11 protein-coding genes are annotated in these 19,506 nt (G+C 49.1%); 6 read left to right on the forward strand and 5 right to left on the reverse strand.

Annotated features, from left to right (window positions below):
- Positions 1-27: 27 nt before the first annotated feature.
- A complete protein-coding gene (locus GCU44_RS04715; RefSeq protein WP_241684838.1) occupies positions 28-1,041 on the reverse strand; it encodes a nucleoside hydrolase in 1,014 nt (337 codons plus the stop codon).
- A gap of 295 nt (positions 1,042-1,336) precedes the next feature.
- Here GCU44_RS04715 and GCU44_RS04720 point away from each other — a divergent pair, with 295 nt between their 5' ends.
- The 5 genes from GCU44_RS04720 (at position 1,337) to GCU44_RS04740 (ending at position 13,926) form a co-directional block, all read left to right on the forward strand.
- The gene (locus GCU44_RS04720; protein WP_154854449.1) at positions 1,337-3,247 is read left to right on the forward strand and encodes a hypothetical protein; all 1,911 of its coding nucleotides are present in this window, start codon (positions 1,337-1,339) and stop codon (positions 3,245-3,247) included.
- On the forward strand, positions 3,244-4,392 hold the full coding sequence (locus GCU44_RS04725) for a PKD domain-containing protein (protein ID WP_241684839.1): 1,149 nt from the start codon (positions 3,244-3,246) through the stop codon (positions 4,390-4,392). The genes GCU44_RS04720 and GCU44_RS04725 overlap by 4 nt, the downstream gene beginning before the upstream one ends.
- 89 nt (positions 4,393-4,481) lie before the next feature.
- Positions 4,482-5,492, forward strand: coding sequence for a Gfo/Idh/MocA family protein (locus GCU44_RS04730; RefSeq protein ID WP_154854452.1), 1,011 nt, complete (start codon positions 4,482-4,484; stop codon positions 5,490-5,492).
- Between the two features lie 13 nt (positions 5,493-5,505).
- The gene (locus tag GCU44_RS04735) at positions 5,506-6,540 is read left to right on the forward strand and encodes a Gfo/Idh/MocA family protein (RefSeq protein ID WP_154854455.1); all 1,035 of its coding nucleotides are present in this window, start codon (positions 5,506-5,508) and stop codon (positions 6,538-6,540) included.
- A 57-nt stretch (positions 6,541-6,597) separates the two neighbouring features.
- Positions 6,598-13,926: a PAS domain-containing protein gene (locus GCU44_RS04740; RefSeq protein ID WP_154854458.1), complete on the forward strand. Its 7,329-nt coding sequence runs from the start codon at positions 6,598-6,600 to the stop codon at positions 13,924-13,926.
- 121 nt (positions 13,927-14,047) lie between these two features.
- On the opposite strand, the gene GCU44_RS04745 is transcribed toward GCU44_RS04740, so the two are convergent.
- The 4 genes from GCU44_RS04745 to GCU44_RS04765 form a co-directional block, all read right to left on the reverse strand.
- A complete protein-coding gene (locus tag GCU44_RS04745; RefSeq protein ID WP_154854461.1) occupies positions 14,048-15,517 on the reverse strand; it encodes a Gfo/Idh/MocA family protein in 1,470 nt (489 codons plus the stop codon).
- A 406-nt stretch (positions 15,518-15,923) separates the two neighbouring features.
- Complete coding sequence (locus GCU44_RS04755) at positions 15,924-16,334, reverse strand: hypothetical protein (protein ID WP_092168632.1); 411 nt, start codon at positions 16,332-16,334, stop codon at positions 15,924-15,926.
- Positions 16,331-17,020 carry a hypothetical protein gene (locus GCU44_RS04760; RefSeq protein ID WP_154854467.1) on the reverse strand — a complete coding sequence of 230 codons (690 nt, stop codon included), beginning with the start codon at positions 17,018-17,020 and terminating at the stop codon, positions 16,331-16,333. The genes GCU44_RS04755 and GCU44_RS04760 overlap by 4 nt, the downstream gene beginning before the upstream one ends.
- A 316-nt stretch (positions 17,021-17,336) precedes the next feature.
- Complete coding sequence (locus tag GCU44_RS04765) at positions 17,337-18,032, reverse strand: class I SAM-dependent methyltransferase (RefSeq protein WP_154854470.1); 696 nt, start codon at positions 18,030-18,032, stop codon at positions 17,337-17,339.
- A gap of 495 nt (positions 18,033-18,527) precedes the next feature.
- On the opposite strand from GCU44_RS04765, the gene GCU44_RS04770 reads away from it, so the two are divergent.
- A complete protein-coding gene (locus tag GCU44_RS04770; protein ID WP_154854473.1) occupies positions 18,528-19,484 on the forward strand; it encodes a ketopantoate reductase family protein in 957 nt (318 codons plus the stop codon).
- The last annotated feature ends 22 nt before the right edge of the window (positions 19,485-19,506 follow it).

Genomic DNA, 19,506 nt, shown 5'->3' on the forward strand with positions numbered 1-19,506 from the left:
TCCGAAAGCGTCTTTCTAATGCTCCGCTCAGTTTTCGCTATTTTGGTGAATCTTTCTGAAAAGATCTCCAAATATTTTGTCCCGATTCAGGTAGGTGGCTACCCGGTACAGGTGGCGGGTATTATCGATGCTGTAGGTAAGTTGGTCGGTAAGCAGGGGGCTGCTTCGGATTTCTGTTGTAAACCAGTCGGGATTAATCACATACGCGATGGCAGAAATATCCCAAATCACCTTTGACCAGCCAAAGGGATCTCCTTTATGGTAGTCCTTGAAAATTTCAACCAGGTAGTCCCCGATTTCTCCTCTTCCCTGCAGATAGGTTTCCATTTCGGCCACCGTAGTTAGCAAGTGCGAGGTCACCGGCTGGGTTGGTAATTGGATAAGCGGTACTCCCGAGTCAAAAAGCACCTGTGAGGCGATCGGATCCTGCATCAGGTTAAATTCAGTTGCCGTGCGCCAGTTTAGCCCTTTGCCTCCCAGCCACACTACCACGATTTTGTGGAGGATGTCCGGCGCCAACAGAATGGCTGATGCCACGTTCGTGGGAGCACCCAGGGTAAGGACGTACAGCGGTCCATCCGAGTTTCTGGCCCGCTGTATCAGGTCGCTTGCAGCAGGGCTTTCCAGGGGTTTATCCAGGCTAGCCAGGAAGTTTTCCGATCCGCTATAGACAAAACCGTCTTGCGTGCGATCCAATTTATCCAGCAACCGCTCAATTTCTTCCAGACTTTTTTCCATCCCGTCCTTTGGACTTTCCGAACGATTATTCAGGTAGGGGGCGGCATAAATGGCACGAACATCCAGGTGCTCCGGCGATAGCAGGGCATATACCACCGCAAATTGATCGTCGATTTCATTGTAGGTATCTGTGTCGATGACCACCTGTACCCTTCCGGTCGGGGCTTGCAATCGGTCCAGCCTAAACTGATCGGTAAGATCGGGGTATTTTTGGGAATATACGGTCGTAATCGATAACCAGAGAATCAGACCTAAAATGAGCGTGTTTTTCGGCGACAGGGTTTGCATAACGATGTGGTTCATGGCGATTCAGGAAAATGAATTACAGTAGTGAGATACGGATTTTCAGTAGGCAAAAGGTAACCACAACCGGACTAATTTCCAACTATTTCTTAGGTTGCTTGCTTTGCTGCCCCGGTAGTGATCATTTGTCAAGCTGGCGGGAAGAAACCTGGTTTTTGCCAGTCGATTCTCTACATTGTGCGCCAACAAATAAAGCGGATGAGGGTATTCCGCTACCTTACAAAATAGCGGACCCATTGATTTTTTATTTTACTGGTATATTTTAGTATATTCCATTTCCCAAAATACTACGACGATGAATTCCTTGCTTAGAGATGGTTTGTTTTTTTCGTTACTGCTGGTTTCCACCGAAGTTTTTTCGCAGACCGATTCGGTACCCCTAAAATCTGTTCCCTACGGCACGTCTGCCCCGCCTCCGGAATGGGCCCTGTTGCAGCGGCACTTAATGGATGCCCTGTACCCGGCGGCGATGGAATTTGTAGATAAATACACCCTTCCGGACGGCAGATTAAAGTGGCGAACGGAATGGCCGGGAATGGATGGATCGGATGATGGCTACGAGAGTTTTTACAATTTTCCCTTGTATTACGCACTAGGCGGGCCGGAGGAAATAGACGCCCTTTCAAGAAAACTATGGGAAGGAGTAACCCGGCAATTCACCGAGTACGGGCAAATTGTCGACGAATTTGACGCGGGATACGACTGGATGCATCACGGAGAAGCGTACACGAATTTTTATTTTTTCGGATTGGCAGATCCCACCGACAAAAAGATGCGGGAACGCGCCTTGAAATTTGCTGCCTTGTATTTTGATGACGGTACAGATAGCTCCAACTTCGACAGTTCGCTGAAGATTATTCGTTCGCCACTTAATGGCAGCCTGGGACCCAGAATGGTAAATACGGCAGAGGATTGGGTTACGCACCGACCGATCCTATCCAACTATCCGCTTCCATATGACGATATACCCACTGTCAGCTCCGGAAAAGCATGGAATGACGACGAAAAATTTGCCTTGATCCTGGACGCGCTAAACGAACGGATGATGAAAGGAGACGTCCCTCTCAATTTGGCGGCTACCAGTTTGATGCTGAATGCCTTTATGTACACGGGAGATGAACGGTACAAAACCTGGGTGCTGGACTACGTCAGCGCCTGGATGGGGCGGGTGGAAGAAAATGGAGGCATCATCCCCGATAATGTAGGCCTGTCCGGACAGATCGGTGAGCACATGAATGGCAATTGGTGGGGAGGATACTACGGCTGGAAATGGCCGCATGGTGTGCGAAATAAATTGGAAGCGACTACGATCGGAGCGTCTAATGCGTACCTGGTTTCGGGGGATGACCGGTACCTCGCCCTGCCAAATTCAGTAATTGAAGCGATAAGCAAGGAAGGCAGGATCGAAAACGGAAAGAAGTTGTTGCCCCATCGGTACGATCAGCGGGGCTGGTACGATTTCAGGCCGTTACAAGCCATGTACCCCACCCATATTTGGTACATGTCCCGAAAAAAAGAAGATTGGGATCGGGTAATGGAACTGGTGGATCCAAACGAAATGCGGGAACTGAATTACGTGAAAGGCAAAGGCGAGGAACGAAATACCGCTACCTGGATCGGCTATCTTGCAGGAGAGGTACCTACTTATCCGGTGGATATTTTGAATGCTACGTATCGGGAGATGCAGGACCGGTTGGAGCGCATCCGAAAGGACACGACCACCCCGGATCAGCAGGACGTACACCACTGGTTGAACCTCAATCCGGTAATCCTGGAGGGGCTGGTGCAAACCATGCTGGGAGCTCCCAACCATATTTACCACGGGGGACTGTTGCATACGTCGGTTCGATATTTTGACCCGGAAAACAAGCGGTCCGGCATCCCTTCGGATATGGCAGCACTGGTAGAACAGATTACCGAAGCCGGTGTTTCCCTGACACTGGTCAACCTGCATCCTACCGAAAGCAGAAAGGTAATCGTGCAGGGGGGCATGTTTGGGGAGCATCATATCAAACGAGTAAACCAAATTGAGGTATATCCTTACCAATTCGACACGGTCAACCACCACTTTTTTCAGGCAGAATTGGCGCCAGGAGCCGTAGTGAAATTGGAACTGGAAATGACCCGATTTCAAAATGCTCCCAGCTATGCCTTCCCCTGGCATGGGGACAAGATTCCGGTGACAGAAAAATCGTACGAAGAATGATGGTTTCAAAAAATTGCCTGAGGTTTGGCTGCCTCGCGGGTTTGTTGCTGTTGATCAACTCGCCGGTTTGGGCGCAAGAAGAAGCCGGACTTCATCCGGCAACAGCCCGAGCGGGGCGTGTGTTTAAGATCTACCAGTTTACCCCGGAAACCATGCCCCAAATAGATGGAATTGCCTCGGATTGGGACCGGGTTCCGTCCTCCTATACCTACGGGACTACCGAACTTAACGACACCGAAGACGGGCATGGGACAGATATTGACACCTCTGATATCGATGTGACCGTTACGGTAGGATGGGTGAAGGGCCTGAATCGGCTGTATGTTTTGTACCAGGCTTACGATGATTTTTGGGATTTCGAGCGATTTAATCCCCAGGGATACCTGAACGATATATTTGAACTGGTGGTGGATGGAGATCTGTCGGGAGGTCCGTTTATTTACAATCCCCTGCTACCAGAGGCCAGGAAATGGGGGGCAAGCCCTGCGCATGTCCAGAACCATTTGGCGTTTAGCGGATACCATGCACAAAATTACCACATTTTCACGCCCCCCGCACGCGGAAGCTGGACGCTTATTTGGGGCTCTCAACCCTGGATTGCCGCCTTTCCGTATGCCCATCGGGCTTATTCGTACGATTTCACGCAAGGAGAAGCTGGTAAATTGACACTGGAGTTTTGGATTACGCCCTTTGACTATGCACCGGTGGAAGGACCCCAGCAGGCCAAAGTATCCCAGTTAGTCGAAAACAAACTGATTGGCTTGTCCTGGTCGGTATTGGATTTTGACGGGGGCGAACGGGACGGGCATTACAATTTATCCCACGATACCCGAATGGTGTCCGATGCCTCCTATCTCTGTGCATTTCGGCTGATGCCCCTCGAAGGGGATCAGGTACCGGACTTCAAGGCGGACTGGTCCTTTTCCCTGATCGAGAACCGGGAACGGACGGTTGCCTTTCGAGACGAATCCGTAGGCGCTATCGAATCCTGGCATTGGGATTTTGGCAACGGTGATTTTTCGACGGAGCAACACCCACTTTACCAATACCCGGAATCCGGCGTGCACTACAACGTGACCCTGGAAATAATGGGCGTCGGAAAAACGGACAGGAAGACCCGGTTTTGGGAAGTGATGATTCCTTAAAGCTGTTGGACGAAATGATTTACCAGCAAAATGAAATCTACCGTGTCGATCGGTACGCGCATTTAAAAAATTTTCCTAAGTTTATCCCCATGAAGTTAATTCAGGATACAGAAGTACGGTGGGGCGTCCTTGGTGTGGGGGCCGTGTGTGAAAAGAAGAGTGCACCGGCCATGCAAAAGGTACCCGGGTCTCGCCTGGTAGCCGTTATGCGTAGAAACGAAGCGAAGGCAAAAGATTACGCCGAACGGCACGGTGTCCCGAGGTGGTACGGGGATGCGGATGCCTTGATTGGAGATCCGGAAGTGAATGCGATTTACATTGCTACGCCACCGGATGCCCACCTGGAGTTGACAAAGAAAGCGGCGGCCGCCGGAAAGCCGGTCTATGTGGAGAAACCCATGGCCAGAAATTATGCGGAATGTCAAGAGATGATCCGTGTCTGTGAGGAAGCGGGGGTGCCACTATTCGTCGCCTATTACCGAAGGACACTGCCGAATTTTCTGGCGGTAAAACGCCTGGTAGCCGAAGGACAGATAGGGGATCCCCGCTACGTGAGCATCACCATCAACCAATCCAGGCATCCCGATTTGAAGGAAGATTCGGCGGCGAACTGGCGAATCAACCCCGAGGTAGCGGGAGGGGGATACTTTTTCGACCTGGGTTCCCATCAATTAGACTACCTGGATTACCTGTTCGGTCCGATAGAAACGGTACACGGAATCGCTGAAAATCAGGCGGGACACTACCCTGCAGAAGACATTGTTTTTGCTACGTTCAAGTTCCAAAACGGAGTTTTGGGTACCGGAAACTGGTGTTTTTCCACCGGAGAGTCTTCTAAGAAAGACGAAATAAAAATTATTGGGAGTTCGGGTGAAATATCGTTCCCTTGTTTTTGGGGTACTTCGGTGCGTCTGCAAAAGGACGGGGAAGCAGCAAAGGAGTTGACATTTGATATGCCGGAAAATATTCAGTACTTTCTGATTGAATCCATCGTCGGTCAACTCTTGGGTAGGGGGAATACCTGTCCGAGCACGGGAGCGACGGCAGCCCGCACCAACTGGGTAATGGAAGAAATGACCAAACAGTATTATAGTAAATAAGCGGTAGATTAACATGACTCAAAAAAGACCACTAGGATTTGGAATTATTGGGACCGGTGCCATTGCAGGGATGCATGCAGCGGCAATAAATGCATGCGAGGATAGTCAACTACTGGCGGTATGCAGTTCCAGTCCGGAGCGAGCGAAAGAAGCGGCGGAAAAATTCAAGGTGCCTGCCGATGCAGACTGGCAGGCATTTTTATCCCGGGAGGGCCTTGACGTGGTGTGCATTTGTACCCATAGTGGCAACCACCTGGAGCCTGCCATAGCAGCGGCAAGAGCGGGCAAGCATATTTTGCTGGAGAAGCCGATTGAGGTTAGTTTGGAGCGGGCCGATGCTCTGATTCAGGCGTGCACCGATTCCGGGGTAAAGCTTGGCGTTATTTTTCAAAACCGCCTCAAGCCCGGCTACTTACAATTGAAAGAGGCCGTGCGATCGGGAAAAATTGGAAAACTATTAATGGGGACAGCCGCCATCAATTGGTACAGAGATCCCACCTATTACAGCAGCAGTAGTTGGAAAGGAACGAAAGAAGGAGACGGTGGCGCGGCCTTGATCAACCAGGGGGTACATACCATTGATCTGTTGTTGGACATTATGGGAGATGCCGAGGCCGTGTACGGGCAGGTGCGCACCATGGTACATGCGATAGAAGGAGAAGATACTGCCACGGCCATCCTTAATTTTAAAAATGGCGCATTGGGTACCATCACCGGCGGTACCTCCTTGTATCCGGGAAATCCGGAGCGACTGGAAATTTATGGAGAAAATGGCACGATTATCCTGGAAGGCGGTAAAATTGTGGTTTACGCAATCAAAGGGCAAGAGTCGGTTCCTGTACCCCAATCGGAAATTGGAGGAAGTGGCGCATCGGACCCCATGGCCATCGATTACAAGCTTCATCAGGGCCAGGTGAGCGATATGGTGGAAGCGATTCGAAACGACCGGTCTCCTTTGGTAAGTGGGGAAGACGCCCGAAGGTCATTGGCGCTGATTTTAGGGATCTATCGTTCGTCTCAGGAGAACAAAAAGGTGCGTTTAACCTAGGCTTATCATCGCTTTCGCCTACGTTCCGAAAAGGATATTACTCTTTTTTAATTTTTTATGGAATCAAAAAAACAGCAACTGGTTGAGGATATTTTGGCAACCTATGGGGTATTAAACAGCGACCCAGAAGAGGAATTCGATACGATTTCTCAGGTGGCCAGTGTATTATTCGGTGCACCAATCGCGTTGATCACGGTATTATCGGAAAGGAAACAGTTTTTGAAGTCCCGAATAGGACTGGAGAGAAAAGAGATACCCATTGACATTTCTTTTTGCCGCATTGCAATGGATGCATCGGAAGAGATTTTGCTCGTGGAAGATGCGCGAAAAGACGCCCGTTTCAAGGATAATCCGTTGGTTACTGGGGAACCCAATATCGTTTTTTATGCAGGGGTACCGATTTTTACACCGGAAGGCTATCCCATGGGCGCACTATGCGTGATTGATCAGAAGCCGAGGCGGCCGGAGTCGGAAAAGCTAAGCGCATTAAAGGTCCTGGGTACGCAGGTTACCCGGATTTTAGAATTGAGAAAAAGCCACCAAAAACTCAGCATTGTCAAAGTAAACCTGGAAACAGAAACCCGGCGGCTGAATAATATATTGGAGGCTACGCAGGTAGGGACCTGGGAGTGGGACATGGTTGCAGATAAGGTGATCATCAATGCGCGCTATGCTGAGATGGCCGGATATAGCCTGGAGGAATTGAGCCCATTTACCATGGATACCTGGTATGCACTGATTCATCCCGAAGACCGGTCGATCTCGGATAAGATTCTTGAGGAGTGCTTTGCCAAAAAAAGGGATTATTATAGCGTAGAATGCAGGCTTGTTCATAAGAAGGGGCATTTTATCTGGATTAATGATCGCGGCAAGGTGACCAAATGGTCGGCAGATGGAAAGCCCTTGATGATGTCGGGCACCCATACCGATATCTCGGAACGAAAAAAGAGAGAAATTCAGTTTCAGTCCATATCGGACAACATTCCAGGAGTGGTGTACCGCTACCGCAGGCACGTTGATGGCAGGGATGCGCTGGAAATGGTGAGCAACGGGGCCTCCCGGTTGTGGGGAATTTCCGCGGAAATGGCCATGAAGGATAACCAGTTGATATGGGACAGATACCATCCGGAGGATATCGAAAAGCATTTGGAAACAATTCGCCGGTCGGAAGATAATCTTAGTTTTTGGATACATGAATGGCGCTACCTTCACCCAGACGGAAGACTTCGCTGGCACAAGGGCACCGGTAACCCGACGAAACTTAAAGATGGCAGTGTGGTTTGGGATGCGGTGATACTGGACATCACCCAGCGGAAGGAAGCGGAATTTCGGCTTGAAAAAACCCTGGACTCTCTCAGGGAGAGGGTCAAAGAGCAGGAGTGCCTGTACCGGATTACCCAGTTGAGGCATCCGAAGGGGGACCTCGATTCCCTACTCAAGCAAGCTGTGGCTATTGTCCCATCCGGTCTGAAATACCCGGAAAGCGCTATTGCTTCCTTGAGTTACGGCAATATACACCATTTCAGCTCCCCTTGTGACGGGTTTTCCACAAACCTAACCGCTACTTACGAAACGGTACAAGGCAAAAATCTGACCTTAAACGTTGGTTATCCATACAGTTTTCAAGGCAAAAAATCATATCCCATTCTCCAGGAGGAAGTTAGGATGCTGGATACCCTTGTCGCGCACCTTGGTTCTACGATTGATCAAATCGTGGGAGAGGCGGCATTAAGTGCTTCAAAGGATCGGATCAATACACTCATTCAGACCATAAATGGGATATTTTGGGAGGCAGATGCCCAAACGAATACCGTGCTATTTCTGAGTCCGCAGGTAACGTCCATTCTGGGGTACACCGTATCGGAGTGGTTGCAAGTCCCCGAGTTTTGGGAGAGTCTGCTCCATCCGGAAGATAGCGAGGGCGTTTTGTCCGAAACCTCGGAGAAAATTGAAGCTGGAAAAGATTATACCGTCGAATACCGCCTACGTGCCAAAGACGGGCGTTGGATCTGGATACAGGACATGGTACAGGTCGAACGGGAAGGGGACAGGGTGGTGTCACTACGAGGCTTAATGGTAGATATCACCGAACGAAAAACGGTCGAAGAAGCACTGGAGCAAAGTGAAAAACGGTTCAAGGCACTGGTTCAGGGAGGATCGGATTTGACGGCAATTCTTTCCAATGATGGTCGGTACGTGTATGTCAGTCCCAACTACCCCGACTATCTGGGCTATGCAGAGGGGGAGTTGTTAGGAAACGAGCCGGCAGACTATTTTCACCCCGACGATAAGGAGCGGGTATTTACTGATTTTGTTGATTTATCGGCAAAAAAACGCATAAAATCCAACCCGTATCGGTACAAGCGAAAAGATGGATCCTGGTGTTGGCTGCAGAGCGTGGCGACGGACTTACTGGACGACGAGGCGGTACGGGGCATAGTCGTCAATAGCGTCGAAATAACGGACTTGATTGAGGTACAGGAACGCTTGGAACGAAGTGAAGCCCGCTACAGGGGCTTTTATGAATCCCAGACCAATTATGTCATCCGTACGGATCTAGATGGCAACCTCACGTATGCCAATCCAAAATTCATTGAAGATTACGGCTGGTTATATCCGGAGGAATCTCCGTTAGAGAATAGCTACAGGTCATTTGTTTTAGGACAGGACCGGGAGAAAGTAGGGCAATCGATGGCTGGATGCATGGCCTTGCCAGAAGAGGTGCAGAAAGTGGAAATTGAAAACCCCAAGAAGGGAGGTGGTACGCTCCATACCTTATGGGAATTGATCTGTTTGCCGGATGCAAAGGGGCAACCCGGAGAAATGCAGTGGATAGGCGTCGATATTTCGTACCGTATTTCCATGGAAAATGCCCTTAAGAAAAGTAATGAACGCTTTGAGTTGATTATGCAAACCGGTTCGGAAAGCATTTGGGATTACAATCCAGCCACTGGCGAGCTGTTTTTGGGAGATGGTTTCCGAAAAAATTTCGGGTTCGAAGTAGGTTCACTTTCCCAAAACAATGCGATGATTAACCGGCAAATTCACCCGGATGACCTGGAGGCCTACCTTAGTGAAATTCATAAAATTTTACGCGAAGGGTCGGATATGCCTTGGGACTTCCGATACCGCCTGAAAAAATCCGATGGTAACTACGCCTATGTTCACGATAAGGCCATTGTCCTTCGTGGAGTGGACGGTAAACCTTACCGGGCGGTAGGGGCGATGAGGGACATCACCATGGAACATTATTACGGCAGCATGGAGACCATTGATATTGGGATTATGGAGACCAGTATGGATGCGTTTTCCGAACCAAAACCCCTGATAGCAAATTACCTAAAGCAAGTCGAAGACTTATTTCCGGGGATGAAAGCTTCCTTGCTTTGGATTTCCGGAAATCGCCTGTATAATTTTGCTTCGCCCTCCCTGCCGGATGAATACCTGGAAAGGATGGAAGGGCTGGAACTAGCTACGAAGAGTAATTCCTGGAACACCCTGGCCAACCTCAAAAAGAAAGTGGTGGTACCGGACTTGATGTCCGACGAAAAATGGGTGGATTACACGCCTCTTTTCAAGAAACATGGAATTAGAGCTTGTGCCTCCCAACCCATAGTTAATTCGGAGGGAAAGCTGGTGGCCTCCCTGTTATTTTATTTTGGAAAACGGGGGAACCCGGGAGAGTGGGGCTACTTTGCGATGGATCGTTGCCAGCGATTGATTTCCCTGTTACTCACCAAATACGAATTTTTGGAGGGACTCAGAAAGAGTAACGAACGGTATACCTATCTGAATATGGCGACGAACGACGCCATCTATGATTGGGACGTGCAGGCGGATAAATTTCTATGGGGAGAAGGGTTTTACAGGATATTCGGGTTTGAAAAAGGCGAGGAAATAAACCAAATGGCGGATTGGGCCGGCTTTATCCATCCCATTGATGCCGAGGAAAACCATGCAGATAGAAAAGAGTTTTTAGGAAATCCGCGGCAAAACCGATGGCACAAAGAATTTCGTTTTCTCCATCGGAACGGAAGCTTTCGGACGATTGAGGAAATTGGCTACATGATTCGGGACGACAGCGGTAAACCGCAGCGAATGATCGGCGTTTTGCGGGACGTCTCCGAGATCAAGAAGGTTTCTCAACAAAACGAACTGGAGCACGAAGTAGCCAGCTTTTTCAAAAAGGAGGTAAGTTTGCAAGAGACGCTGCGGGGGGTATTGGCTTACCTTACTCGCTACGGCGGATATGCCGGCGCAGAAATATGGCTTGTAGGGATCAATGGGAAACGAATCAATCTGGTACAAGGGTTTTGGAAAAAAGATGCGTTGGCCCGGCTGGCAGGAAAAGGCGGAAGTTTGACGTATGGAACCGGCCTCCCGGGGGAAATTTGGAAGGAGAAAGAAGCCCGTGCTTTTACGGATTCGGAAGTAGATGAGAAGCTACAGCGGAGGGCGCTGCGTAAAAAAGGAAAACTAACAGCAGCCCTCGGCATACCGCTGCTTCAGGGAGAACAGCTGCTTGGTGTCTTGCTTTTTTTTAGTGACCGAAAAAAGCAAGAGCTTTCTGCAGACAAATCCATTTTTAAGCCCCTGGGAGCCTTTCTTGGCGGGGAAATCAAACGAAAGCGGCAGGAGGAGGAGATGCTGTTGTTGTTTGAAAGCGCGCCGGAAGTTCTTGCTATTGCTGCACCGGACGGTCACTTTGCAAAAGTGAATCCAGCCTTCTGTCGCTTGTTGGGTTATACTGCGGAAGAGTTGACTTCCCAACCCTTTTCGACATTTATTCATCCGGAGGACCTGAATCCGACGGAAAACGAGTTTGCTGAAACCATTACAGGTGACAGAAAGGCGCGGAACTTCGTCAATCGCTACCGCACCAAATCGGGAGAAGTCCGCTGGATTTCCTGGAACTCCTCCGATGCATTTGGAGAGGAAGGATTGGTTTTTTCTTACGGGCACGATATCACCGAAATGGTGGAATTGCAAGCGCTGCTGGATAATGCGACACAGCTGTCTCGCGTGGGCAGTTGGGAACTGAATCTGATTGATGAACATTTGTTCCTCTCGAAAATCACCCGGGAGATTTACGAATTGCCTGACGATTATTTCCCTAGCCTCGAGCAAGCTCTTGAGTTTTATAGGGAAGATTTTCGGGAATTTGTAAAAGAACTCCTTAACGAAACCATTCAAACGGGGAAATCCTGGGATTTTCAAGCGCCAATTGTCACCTACACGGGTGAAGAACGATGGATTAGGAGTATTGGACAGGCGGAATTTGCCGAAGGCAAGTGCTTGCGGTTGTTTGGATCCTTTCAGGATATCCATCCGCAAAAATCGAACGAGATTCAGTTGGCAAAAAACAACCGCCTGTTAGAGGTGATCTCGGAGGTAATCGGAAAATTCTTGTTGGTGGACGATTGGCAGCAGGTATTGGAAGAAGTGTTTGAACTTACCGGCAATGCCGTCGGCGTGGATCGGGTGTACCTCTTTCGACACCAGGGATTTAGCAAAAGCGGCGACACCTCAAGCAACCAGCTTACCGAATGGGTAAGAAAGGATGCGTTTTCGCAGGGCGAAGTTTCTGGATTTCAAGTTGAGGCAGCAGACGATTTCGCAGAGCTCCTGCAACCCTTGCAAATGGGGACACTGTTTTCTGCCAACACCTGCGATTTGCCTCCAGGCAAACTAAAAGACCGGATGGAAGCGCGGGGGATTGGCGCATCGGTCCTGGTTCCGATCCGCATCAATCGCGAATTTTATGGGGTGTTGGGGATAGATGATTGCAAGGGGCAGCGGCACTGGTCCGAACACGAGTTGTCTTTTCTCCAAACCATTAGCTCTAATCTGGCATCGGCCATCCAACGCAGAAACAGTCAATTGGCACTTCAGGAATCTTTTGAAGAAAAAAACACCATTCTGGAGAGTATTGGCGAAGCATTTTTTGCATTGGATCGGGAACTGAAAATAAGGTACTGGAACCAACGCGCCGAAAATTTGCTCGGTGTAAGTCGGTCAAAAGTTGTTGGTAAGAGACTGTATGAGGTGTTTCCAGAAGTGAACAAGCCGGAATTTCAGGCGAAATACACCGAAGCCCTGGAAAAGCACAAACCGATTCATTTTGAGGAATATTACCGAGCGCTGGCCATATGGCTGGAAGTGAATGCGTATCCCTCCGGCGAAGGGTTTAGCGTCTTTATAAAAGACGTAACACGGGAGAAAGTAGCCTTCCAAAACGTTCGCCTTTCCAACGAACGTTTTGAGAAAATTGCCGAAGCAACCAACGATGCCATTTGGGATTACGATGTAGACAACGATACTCTTTTTTGGGGGAAAGGGTTTTACACCTTGTTTGGGTATGACCTGGAAACGACCGTTCCCAGCATGCAACTCCTGGTTGAATTAATGCATCCGGACGATCGGGAAAGAGTAGCCAATAAAATTCACCAATTCAAGCAAAGCAAATCCCTAACCAATTGGTTTGAAGAGTATCGGTTTTTGCGGAAAGACGGCTTTTTTGCCTTTGTGATGGATAGAGCGATTTTTATTCGAAATCAGGAGGGGCGCGTTACCCGCGTGGTTGGTGCGATGACCGACATCACCTACAGAAAGGAATACGAGGAATCGTTGGAAGTCATGAACCAGCAGATGGCGTTACATGCCCGTGAGTTGGAACGCTCTAATCTGGAACTGGAACAGTTTGCGTACGTGGCCTCTCATGACCTTCAAGAGCCATCGCGTATGGTTAGTAGTTTTATGGGCTTGTTGGAGCGAAAATACGGACCAGAGCTAGATGAAAAAGCCCATCAATACATTCAGTTTGCCGTGGATGGGGCGAAGCGGATGAAACAAATTATTTTGGATTTGCTGGAGTATTCGCGAATTGGGAAAAGCGAGGACAAACTGAAGCTAATTGCTACCAAGGAAATCGTTGACGAAGTCTGTCTCCTGCAAAAGCGGGCGATTCGTGAAAGTGGCGCAGCGATCCATTACGAAGCACTGCCTTCGGTCATTTCCTTTCGAGCACCCCTTTTACAAGTTTTCCAAAATTTGATCGGAAATGCATTGAAGTACCGTTCGCCTGGTACCTCTCCGAAGATTGAGATTTATGCGGAAGTTGCCGAAGAGTTTTGGAAGTTTTCTGTCCGGGATAACGGAATAGGCATCGATCCGATGTATCACGAGAAAATCTTTATTATTTTCAACCGGCTGCACAACAAAGCAGAATACGGGGGTACCGGCATGGGGCTCGCTATCGTAAAAAAAATAATCGATAACCTGGGTGGTGAAATCGGCCTGGAATCGACCCCCGGTAAAGGAAGCACCTTTTACTTTACCTTGCCGCGGGTTTCAGCAACTATCCCGAGCATACCTTCCCAGAATTAGGGAAAAACAAGGCCGATCTACACAGGGTTCATCGGCGAAGAACGAACAAGCCTCCGGTACACATTTTGATAAAAAAAACCCTGAAGCGAACTTCAGGGTTTTCGATGCCTATCCATGGGTGTTAAACCTGCGGGAGTTCAAAACCTGCCCGGTAGGTTTTGCTCACAAATTGGTTTGCGGGTTCGAAATTGGTCACCTTCATGTTTTTACCATCCCAGAGTAGTTTGATATCCCTGCCTGGATAATTGTATCCATTACCCTCTGACTTGGGTTCGCGGTAATCGTAGCTACGAATGGCCAGGTTGCCCATCAGGACGGATTCGGTCAGTGGACCGGCGATGGAAAACGGTGAACTCAGCTCCTTGTACTCCTTGCTTCCGTATCCGGCAATACAGGCATTTACCCATTGGGCATAATGCCCACCAATGGCGCCTTCTACGCGCGGCAGGGTAGGCGCCACGTTTACACTTTCGTTGATCGAGGTGGGTAATAGTTTGGGATCGATGCCGTAGGTCGAACACATCATTTTTCCGCGGGTTCCTTCGATGATGACGCCGTTTCCACCGTCTCCCATTTGCTCACTGGCGCCGAGTTCTTCCGGTCGGCTGGGTTTGATGCCCCCATCCATCCAATGGAATTCCAGGTCTTTGCCAGTCGGTCTTTTGAACCGAAGCGTGATATGCGAAGAAGGAGGGCAGCTTTTTGGGAAATAGCCCTGTGTAAATTCTCCGGTATAGACCGAGCCTACGCTGCACTCTGCTTCCGTTGGATATCCCAAATCCAGAGTGCGGAAGGCAGGTTCCATGATGTGGCAAGCCATATCGCCCAAAGCTCCCGTTCCAAACTCCCACCATCCACGCCAATTGAACGGATGTAAGTTTTCTACGTATCCTTTTTCCTCAGCCGTACCGAGCCATAAGTCCCAATCCAGATTTTTTGGGGCTTTTTTTCCGGATTCTCCGGGCCAGGGTACTCCCTGTGGCCATACAGGTCGGTTTGTCCAACACTGCACCTTGGTTGCTTCCCCAATTAAGCCTGCTGCATACCATTCGCGCATTTGCCGAACCCCATCGCCTGAAGCTCCCTGATTTCCCATCTGGGTTACCAGTTTGTATTTTTCAGCGGCTTCCGTCAACATTCGCGCTTCCTGAATCGTGTGGGTCAGTGGTTTTTGTACGTATACGTGTTTCCCCATTTTCATGGCCATAAGCGCCTGAACGGCATGGTTGTGATCGGGTGTGGAAACAGATACCGCGTCAATGGAATCGGCTTCTTTTTCAAGCATTTCCCGGTAATCTTTGTAAAACCGGGCTTTCGGATATGCTTCGATGCTTCGGGCGGCGCGTTCCGGATCCACGTCACAGAGGGCCACGATGTCGGCATTGCCACTTTCATAAAAACTGCGGATATCGCTGTATCCTTTCCCCCCTGCGCCAATGCCGGCTATCCGGAGTTTGTCACTCGGAGCCTTAAAACCCGGCCCGCCAAGTACATGGCGGGGGACAATGTAAAATCCGGCAACCGCCGTAGCGGATGTTTTAAGGAAATTCCTTCTGGAATTACCCTCATCGGGCATATTGTTTTTTTTCATTACATGTTTTTTGGTTATACGAATGGTCTAAAATAAAAATTTTTGCTGAAAGATTTGAACAATTATTCCATTTATACAGGTCATACCGGGAATTGTGGATGAACGGATGCTCGGAACCGTAAACAAGTGTTTAATTTCCCGGAAGAAAAAAAAATCGATTGGTTTCGGGGTGCCGGTCTATTTTCCCGGGAAAAGCTAAATCAAGCGTTTGTGCAAGAATCAATTGCCTCGCGGAAGCGGAAGCGACTCAGTGCTCATTGTCCGTTTTCGCGGCCGCTGGCGGTGGCAGTAACCGATAGGCTTCTTGGATATCCGGGCCATTTTGAAAACAAACCGGAGAAGCCGGCGCTTTGGGGGAAGCGGGCTTGGGCGGATGCTTTTTTCTGCGATCAGTCTTGGTGTCCATTCAATCTGTTTTTTCCGATAGCAAGTCCATCAATGCGCGGATTTTTTCGGCAATGGCCGAGGGCTTCTTTTCTACCATAGCCATTGCCAATTCACCTAAGGTCCCGATCAGGTCGAAAGCAGTCTGTACGTTTTTTAAAGTGGCGATCGTTTGCTTGATTTCCAGATTAATGGATTGGAGCTGATTGAGCGCCTCCGCTGCTTCTTCTTCTACAATCAAGGTAGACAGCAGTTTCATTTCTCTCGCAGTGTCCATTAGCCGATTTGCTTCTTTGCCCATCTCGACAAACGTGACCTGACTGATTACCTGCTGGCTAATTTTTTCAAACCGGTAATCGTTGAATTTTTTGGCTATTTCCAAAAAATCATCTGCCAATTGGCTTAAAAAAACGCTATCCACTCTTTCTTTCATTCGTTCACTTGCTCAAATACAACATATAAATCTTTTAGTTCATCCGATAGGGCTGCCGTTATATTTCGGAAATTTTCGCTTCCGATTTTTTCCGCAGTTACCGCCAGCGAATGGTGTTTTTCGGCAATCAAATCCAACATGGCAACAAGCGATACGACTTTCAGACGTATTTTTTCCGCATCCTCCACTAATTGGTAGTGTTTTTCGGTAGCCCATTCTTTTTCCATGGCATTGAGCTCCGAATTTATTGTCTGGGTTTTGTAGTGCGTGTACCATTCTTCCTGCTGTATTTCGAGTAAGCCAAGAAGGTTTTGCTCCAGAACAAAACCTAACTTTTCAGTCAACAGGCGCAGGTGTGGGTCAGCATCTTTCATGTAGTGAAGGATACGGCGGCTACGAAAACGACCGGTGCTGGTATTTACGGCAAATTCGGCCATCTTTTGGATTGCGGACACCTCTCCCTCCGACAGGCTGACGAACTCGGAAGCGTGTAGACTTTGTACCGGAGCACTCAAGTCATAGCTTGTCAATCCAGGGGACGCCAACTCAGATAAACCCATCCAATACTGCTCCATTGCCCGAAAAAGCCCCCAAACCACACTGTCTGCTTTCTGGTAACTGGCACATTCGCAGTTTAGACGCCGATCAACAGTGAACGTACGTACCTTCTGAAACGTACAATCCATGGTACACGTTTCGGCGTAGTTATAACCTAGCTTGTGGAAATGCCCCAACCCTCTTCTGGCCTCCTCGGACAGTTGTTGAACGGGTTTTAAGCTTGTGCAGGCCAGGAAGATACCTGGTACCAACAGAAAAACCGCTGGAAGTTTACAGACCATCCGCTAAAGGTACCCAAAATATCTGATAGTTTTGCCCCCCTACGGCAGCTCCCCGGATAGAACTAGTGCTTTTAAATGCAACGATTCGTTTTTTCTAGTAAAAAATTTGCAGGATAGCCGGGTCACCGTCTGACCCAGCTGCCTCCTTAAAAAAGTGCGGTCATTATTCGTGTGGCTTCTCGCAGTAGTAGGTCTTTAAAACCCTGTCTCGGGTCTTCTCTTGCCGGATCCGAAAACCAGCGGTTCGCAAGAGGCCCTGCATGACCCAGTCGCAGGTGGAGTACTCTTCCTTGAAATGAATCTGGGTGTCTTCCCGCAGGAAGTCCCCACCTCTTTCTCCTTGCAAGTCGATAAATTCCTGAATCGCCTTTTCCGAATGATCGTCGGGGATCACCACATCGTGAAAGTAAAGCTTACCACCAGGTGCCAGGACAGCAAATAGTCGCTTTAGGGCTACCGCTTTCCAGAAATCAGGCAAATGGTGCAGGGAAAGGGAACTTATCACCCCATGGATTGAGCGTTCCGGCAAATCAAACGTAAGGTATCCGGCGTGGATGAACTCGATGTTGTCCCTTTTTTTTTCCGCTGCTTTCTTTTGGGCAAGCGCCAGCATGGGCGGTGAAATATCCAGTGCGTAGAGCCTTTGACACCGCTCGGAAAAATGAATGGAAAAGTTTCCCGTCCCACAGCCGATATCCAGGATGCGACTTTGCAAGGTAGGTTGAATCCAGTTCACGGCTTCGTCTAGTTCCTGCCCTATGTCTCTAAAGTCATCGTGCGAAGGATCGTAAATGTCGACCTCCTCCTGTGAGGCATAGTCTTTTCCGGTTTGTTGAAATTCATCGTAAAGCCAATTCATCCTTTTTTTTGAATTTCTTTCTAAAATAAAAGGAATCGAATTGGTTTGCAAGGGTATACCCAAAGGAAATAACGTACCACGGGACAAAATTCAATAAATTGTTTCTGGCTCTTCGTACCGATGTCGCGCCAGGTCCGCCTACTGAGTAATTCCCCGAAACCGAAGCCGTTAAGAAGTGGGTAACCTTTCGGATGGCTTGGACGGACACGGCAGGCTGGTTGAAAAAGTTCCATCTACGAAGGTTCGATCGTAGATTTGGAGAGATTTTTTTCCCAACGAATTTATCCAGTTTGTTACAGAAGGCCTTCTTCACCCGTTGGTAGGAAACGAAATCACCTTGCCAAAAGGAGGCTGGCTAGGGTAGCAATTCCACCAAATCGAACCTGTTCGGGGCATTGAGGGGTTTGTAGGTGAAAAATTCGGATTACTTTTGCCAGGATAAAACAGTGTAACCCTCACGGGGAACCGTATTTTTGATCAACAAAAACAAGGCGCATGAACGTAGAGAAAGAAAAGAAGACGATAGCAATTTTGGGACTGGGAGGCGTAGGGGGATTTTTGGGGGCACGCCTGCTTTCTGCAGGCCAGCATTCGGGTTTGGAAATCGCCTTCGTTGCCCGGGGAGAAACCTACAGGGCGCTTCAGAAAACGGGACTAATTTTCGAATCGGAGGGCACGAAAACGGTCGTCCGACCCGATCGGCTAATCCAAAGCGGCACCACCACGGAGGCGGTAGATCTGGTGCTCCTCGCCACCAAATCCAACGGATTGGAGGCGGCCGTAGCGGAGAATCAGACGATTTTTTCTGAAAAAACACTGGTAATACCCCTGCAGAACATGGTGGATGCGGCAAGTAGGATACGGCCACTGGTCAACGGTGCAGCGGTAATCGATGCGTGCATCTACCTGGTTTCCAATGTAGAAAAACCCGGTCAGGTGCGACACCTTGGCGGGCCCGGCAAAATTGCGGCTGGTTTTCCAACAACCGAACGGTACGCCTGGGTTTTTTCTTTACTGGAAAAAACGGGTCTGGAAGTAAGCCAGTGTGCGGATATTGACGTGCAGTTATGGAAAAAATTCCTTTTTATATCCAGTTTGGGTGCCGTGACGGCAGCCTATGGACTGACATTTGGAATGCTCCTGCAATCACAGGTACACTGGGCCCTGTGGGAAGAATTGATGGGAGAGTTGCTGCAACTGGCGCAAGCGTCGGGGGTGTCCCTTTCACCTGCGGCTATTGGAGAGGCACAGGCAGTGGTTCGGAGTTTTCCCGCAGATTCCCGCAGCTCGTTTCAACGCGACGTTGCGCAGGGCGATGCAGGGGAAAAGGAGGTGTTGGTCGATGAGGTAATCGCAAAATCAAGGCAGAAGGGATTGTCTCCGGAAAGGTACGAATCGATGGAAGTGCTGATTTGCGAAAACATCCAAAAAAATGGCAAAACTACCGGTTGATTGGAGCCATCTGTCGTGAAAG

This window comes from Cyclobacterium xiamenense (assembly GCF_009467825.1).
GTDB classification, from domain to species: domain Bacteria; phylum Bacteroidota; class Bacteroidia; order Cytophagales; family Cyclobacteriaceae; genus Cyclobacterium; species Cyclobacterium xiamenense.

Coding starts and splice junctions, on each gene's coding strand:
- GCU44_RS04715 (WP_241684838.1), bottom strand. CDS start 1,041: ATGAACCACATCGTTATGCAAACCCTGTCGCCGAAAAACACGCTCATT.
- GCU44_RS04720 (WP_154854449.1), top strand. CDS start 1,337: ATGAATTCCTTGCTTAGAGATGGTTTGTTTTTTTCGTTACTGCTGGTT.
- GCU44_RS04725 (WP_241684839.1), top strand. CDS start 3,244: ATGATGGTTTCAAAAAATTGCCTGAGGTTTGGCTGCCTCGCGGGTTTG.
- GCU44_RS04730 (WP_154854452.1), top strand. CDS start 4,482: ATGAAGTTAATTCAGGATACAGAAGTACGGTGGGGCGTCCTTGGTGTG.
- GCU44_RS04735 (WP_154854455.1), top strand. CDS start 5,506: ATGACTCAAAAAAGACCACTAGGATTTGGAATTATTGGGACCGGTGCC.
- GCU44_RS04740 (WP_154854458.1), top strand. CDS start 6,598: ATGGAATCAAAAAAACAGCAACTGGTTGAGGATATTTTGGCAACCTAT.
- GCU44_RS04745 (WP_154854461.1), bottom strand. CDS start 15,517: ATGAAAAAAAACAATATGCCCGATGAGGGTAATTCCAGAAGGAATTTC.
- GCU44_RS04755 (WP_092168632.1), bottom strand. CDS start 16,334: ATGAAAGAAAGAGTGGATAGCGTTTTTTTAAGCCAATTGGCAGATGAT.
- GCU44_RS04760 (WP_154854467.1), bottom strand. CDS start 17,020: ATGGATTGTACGTTTCAGAAGGTACGTACGTTCACTGTTGATCGGCGT.
- GCU44_RS04765 (WP_154854470.1), bottom strand. CDS start 18,032: ATGAATTGGCTTTACGATGAATTTCAACAAACCGGAAAAGACTATGCC.
- GCU44_RS04770 (WP_154854473.1), top strand. CDS start 18,528: ATGAACGTAGAGAAAGAAAAGAAGACGATAGCAATTTTGGGACTGGGA.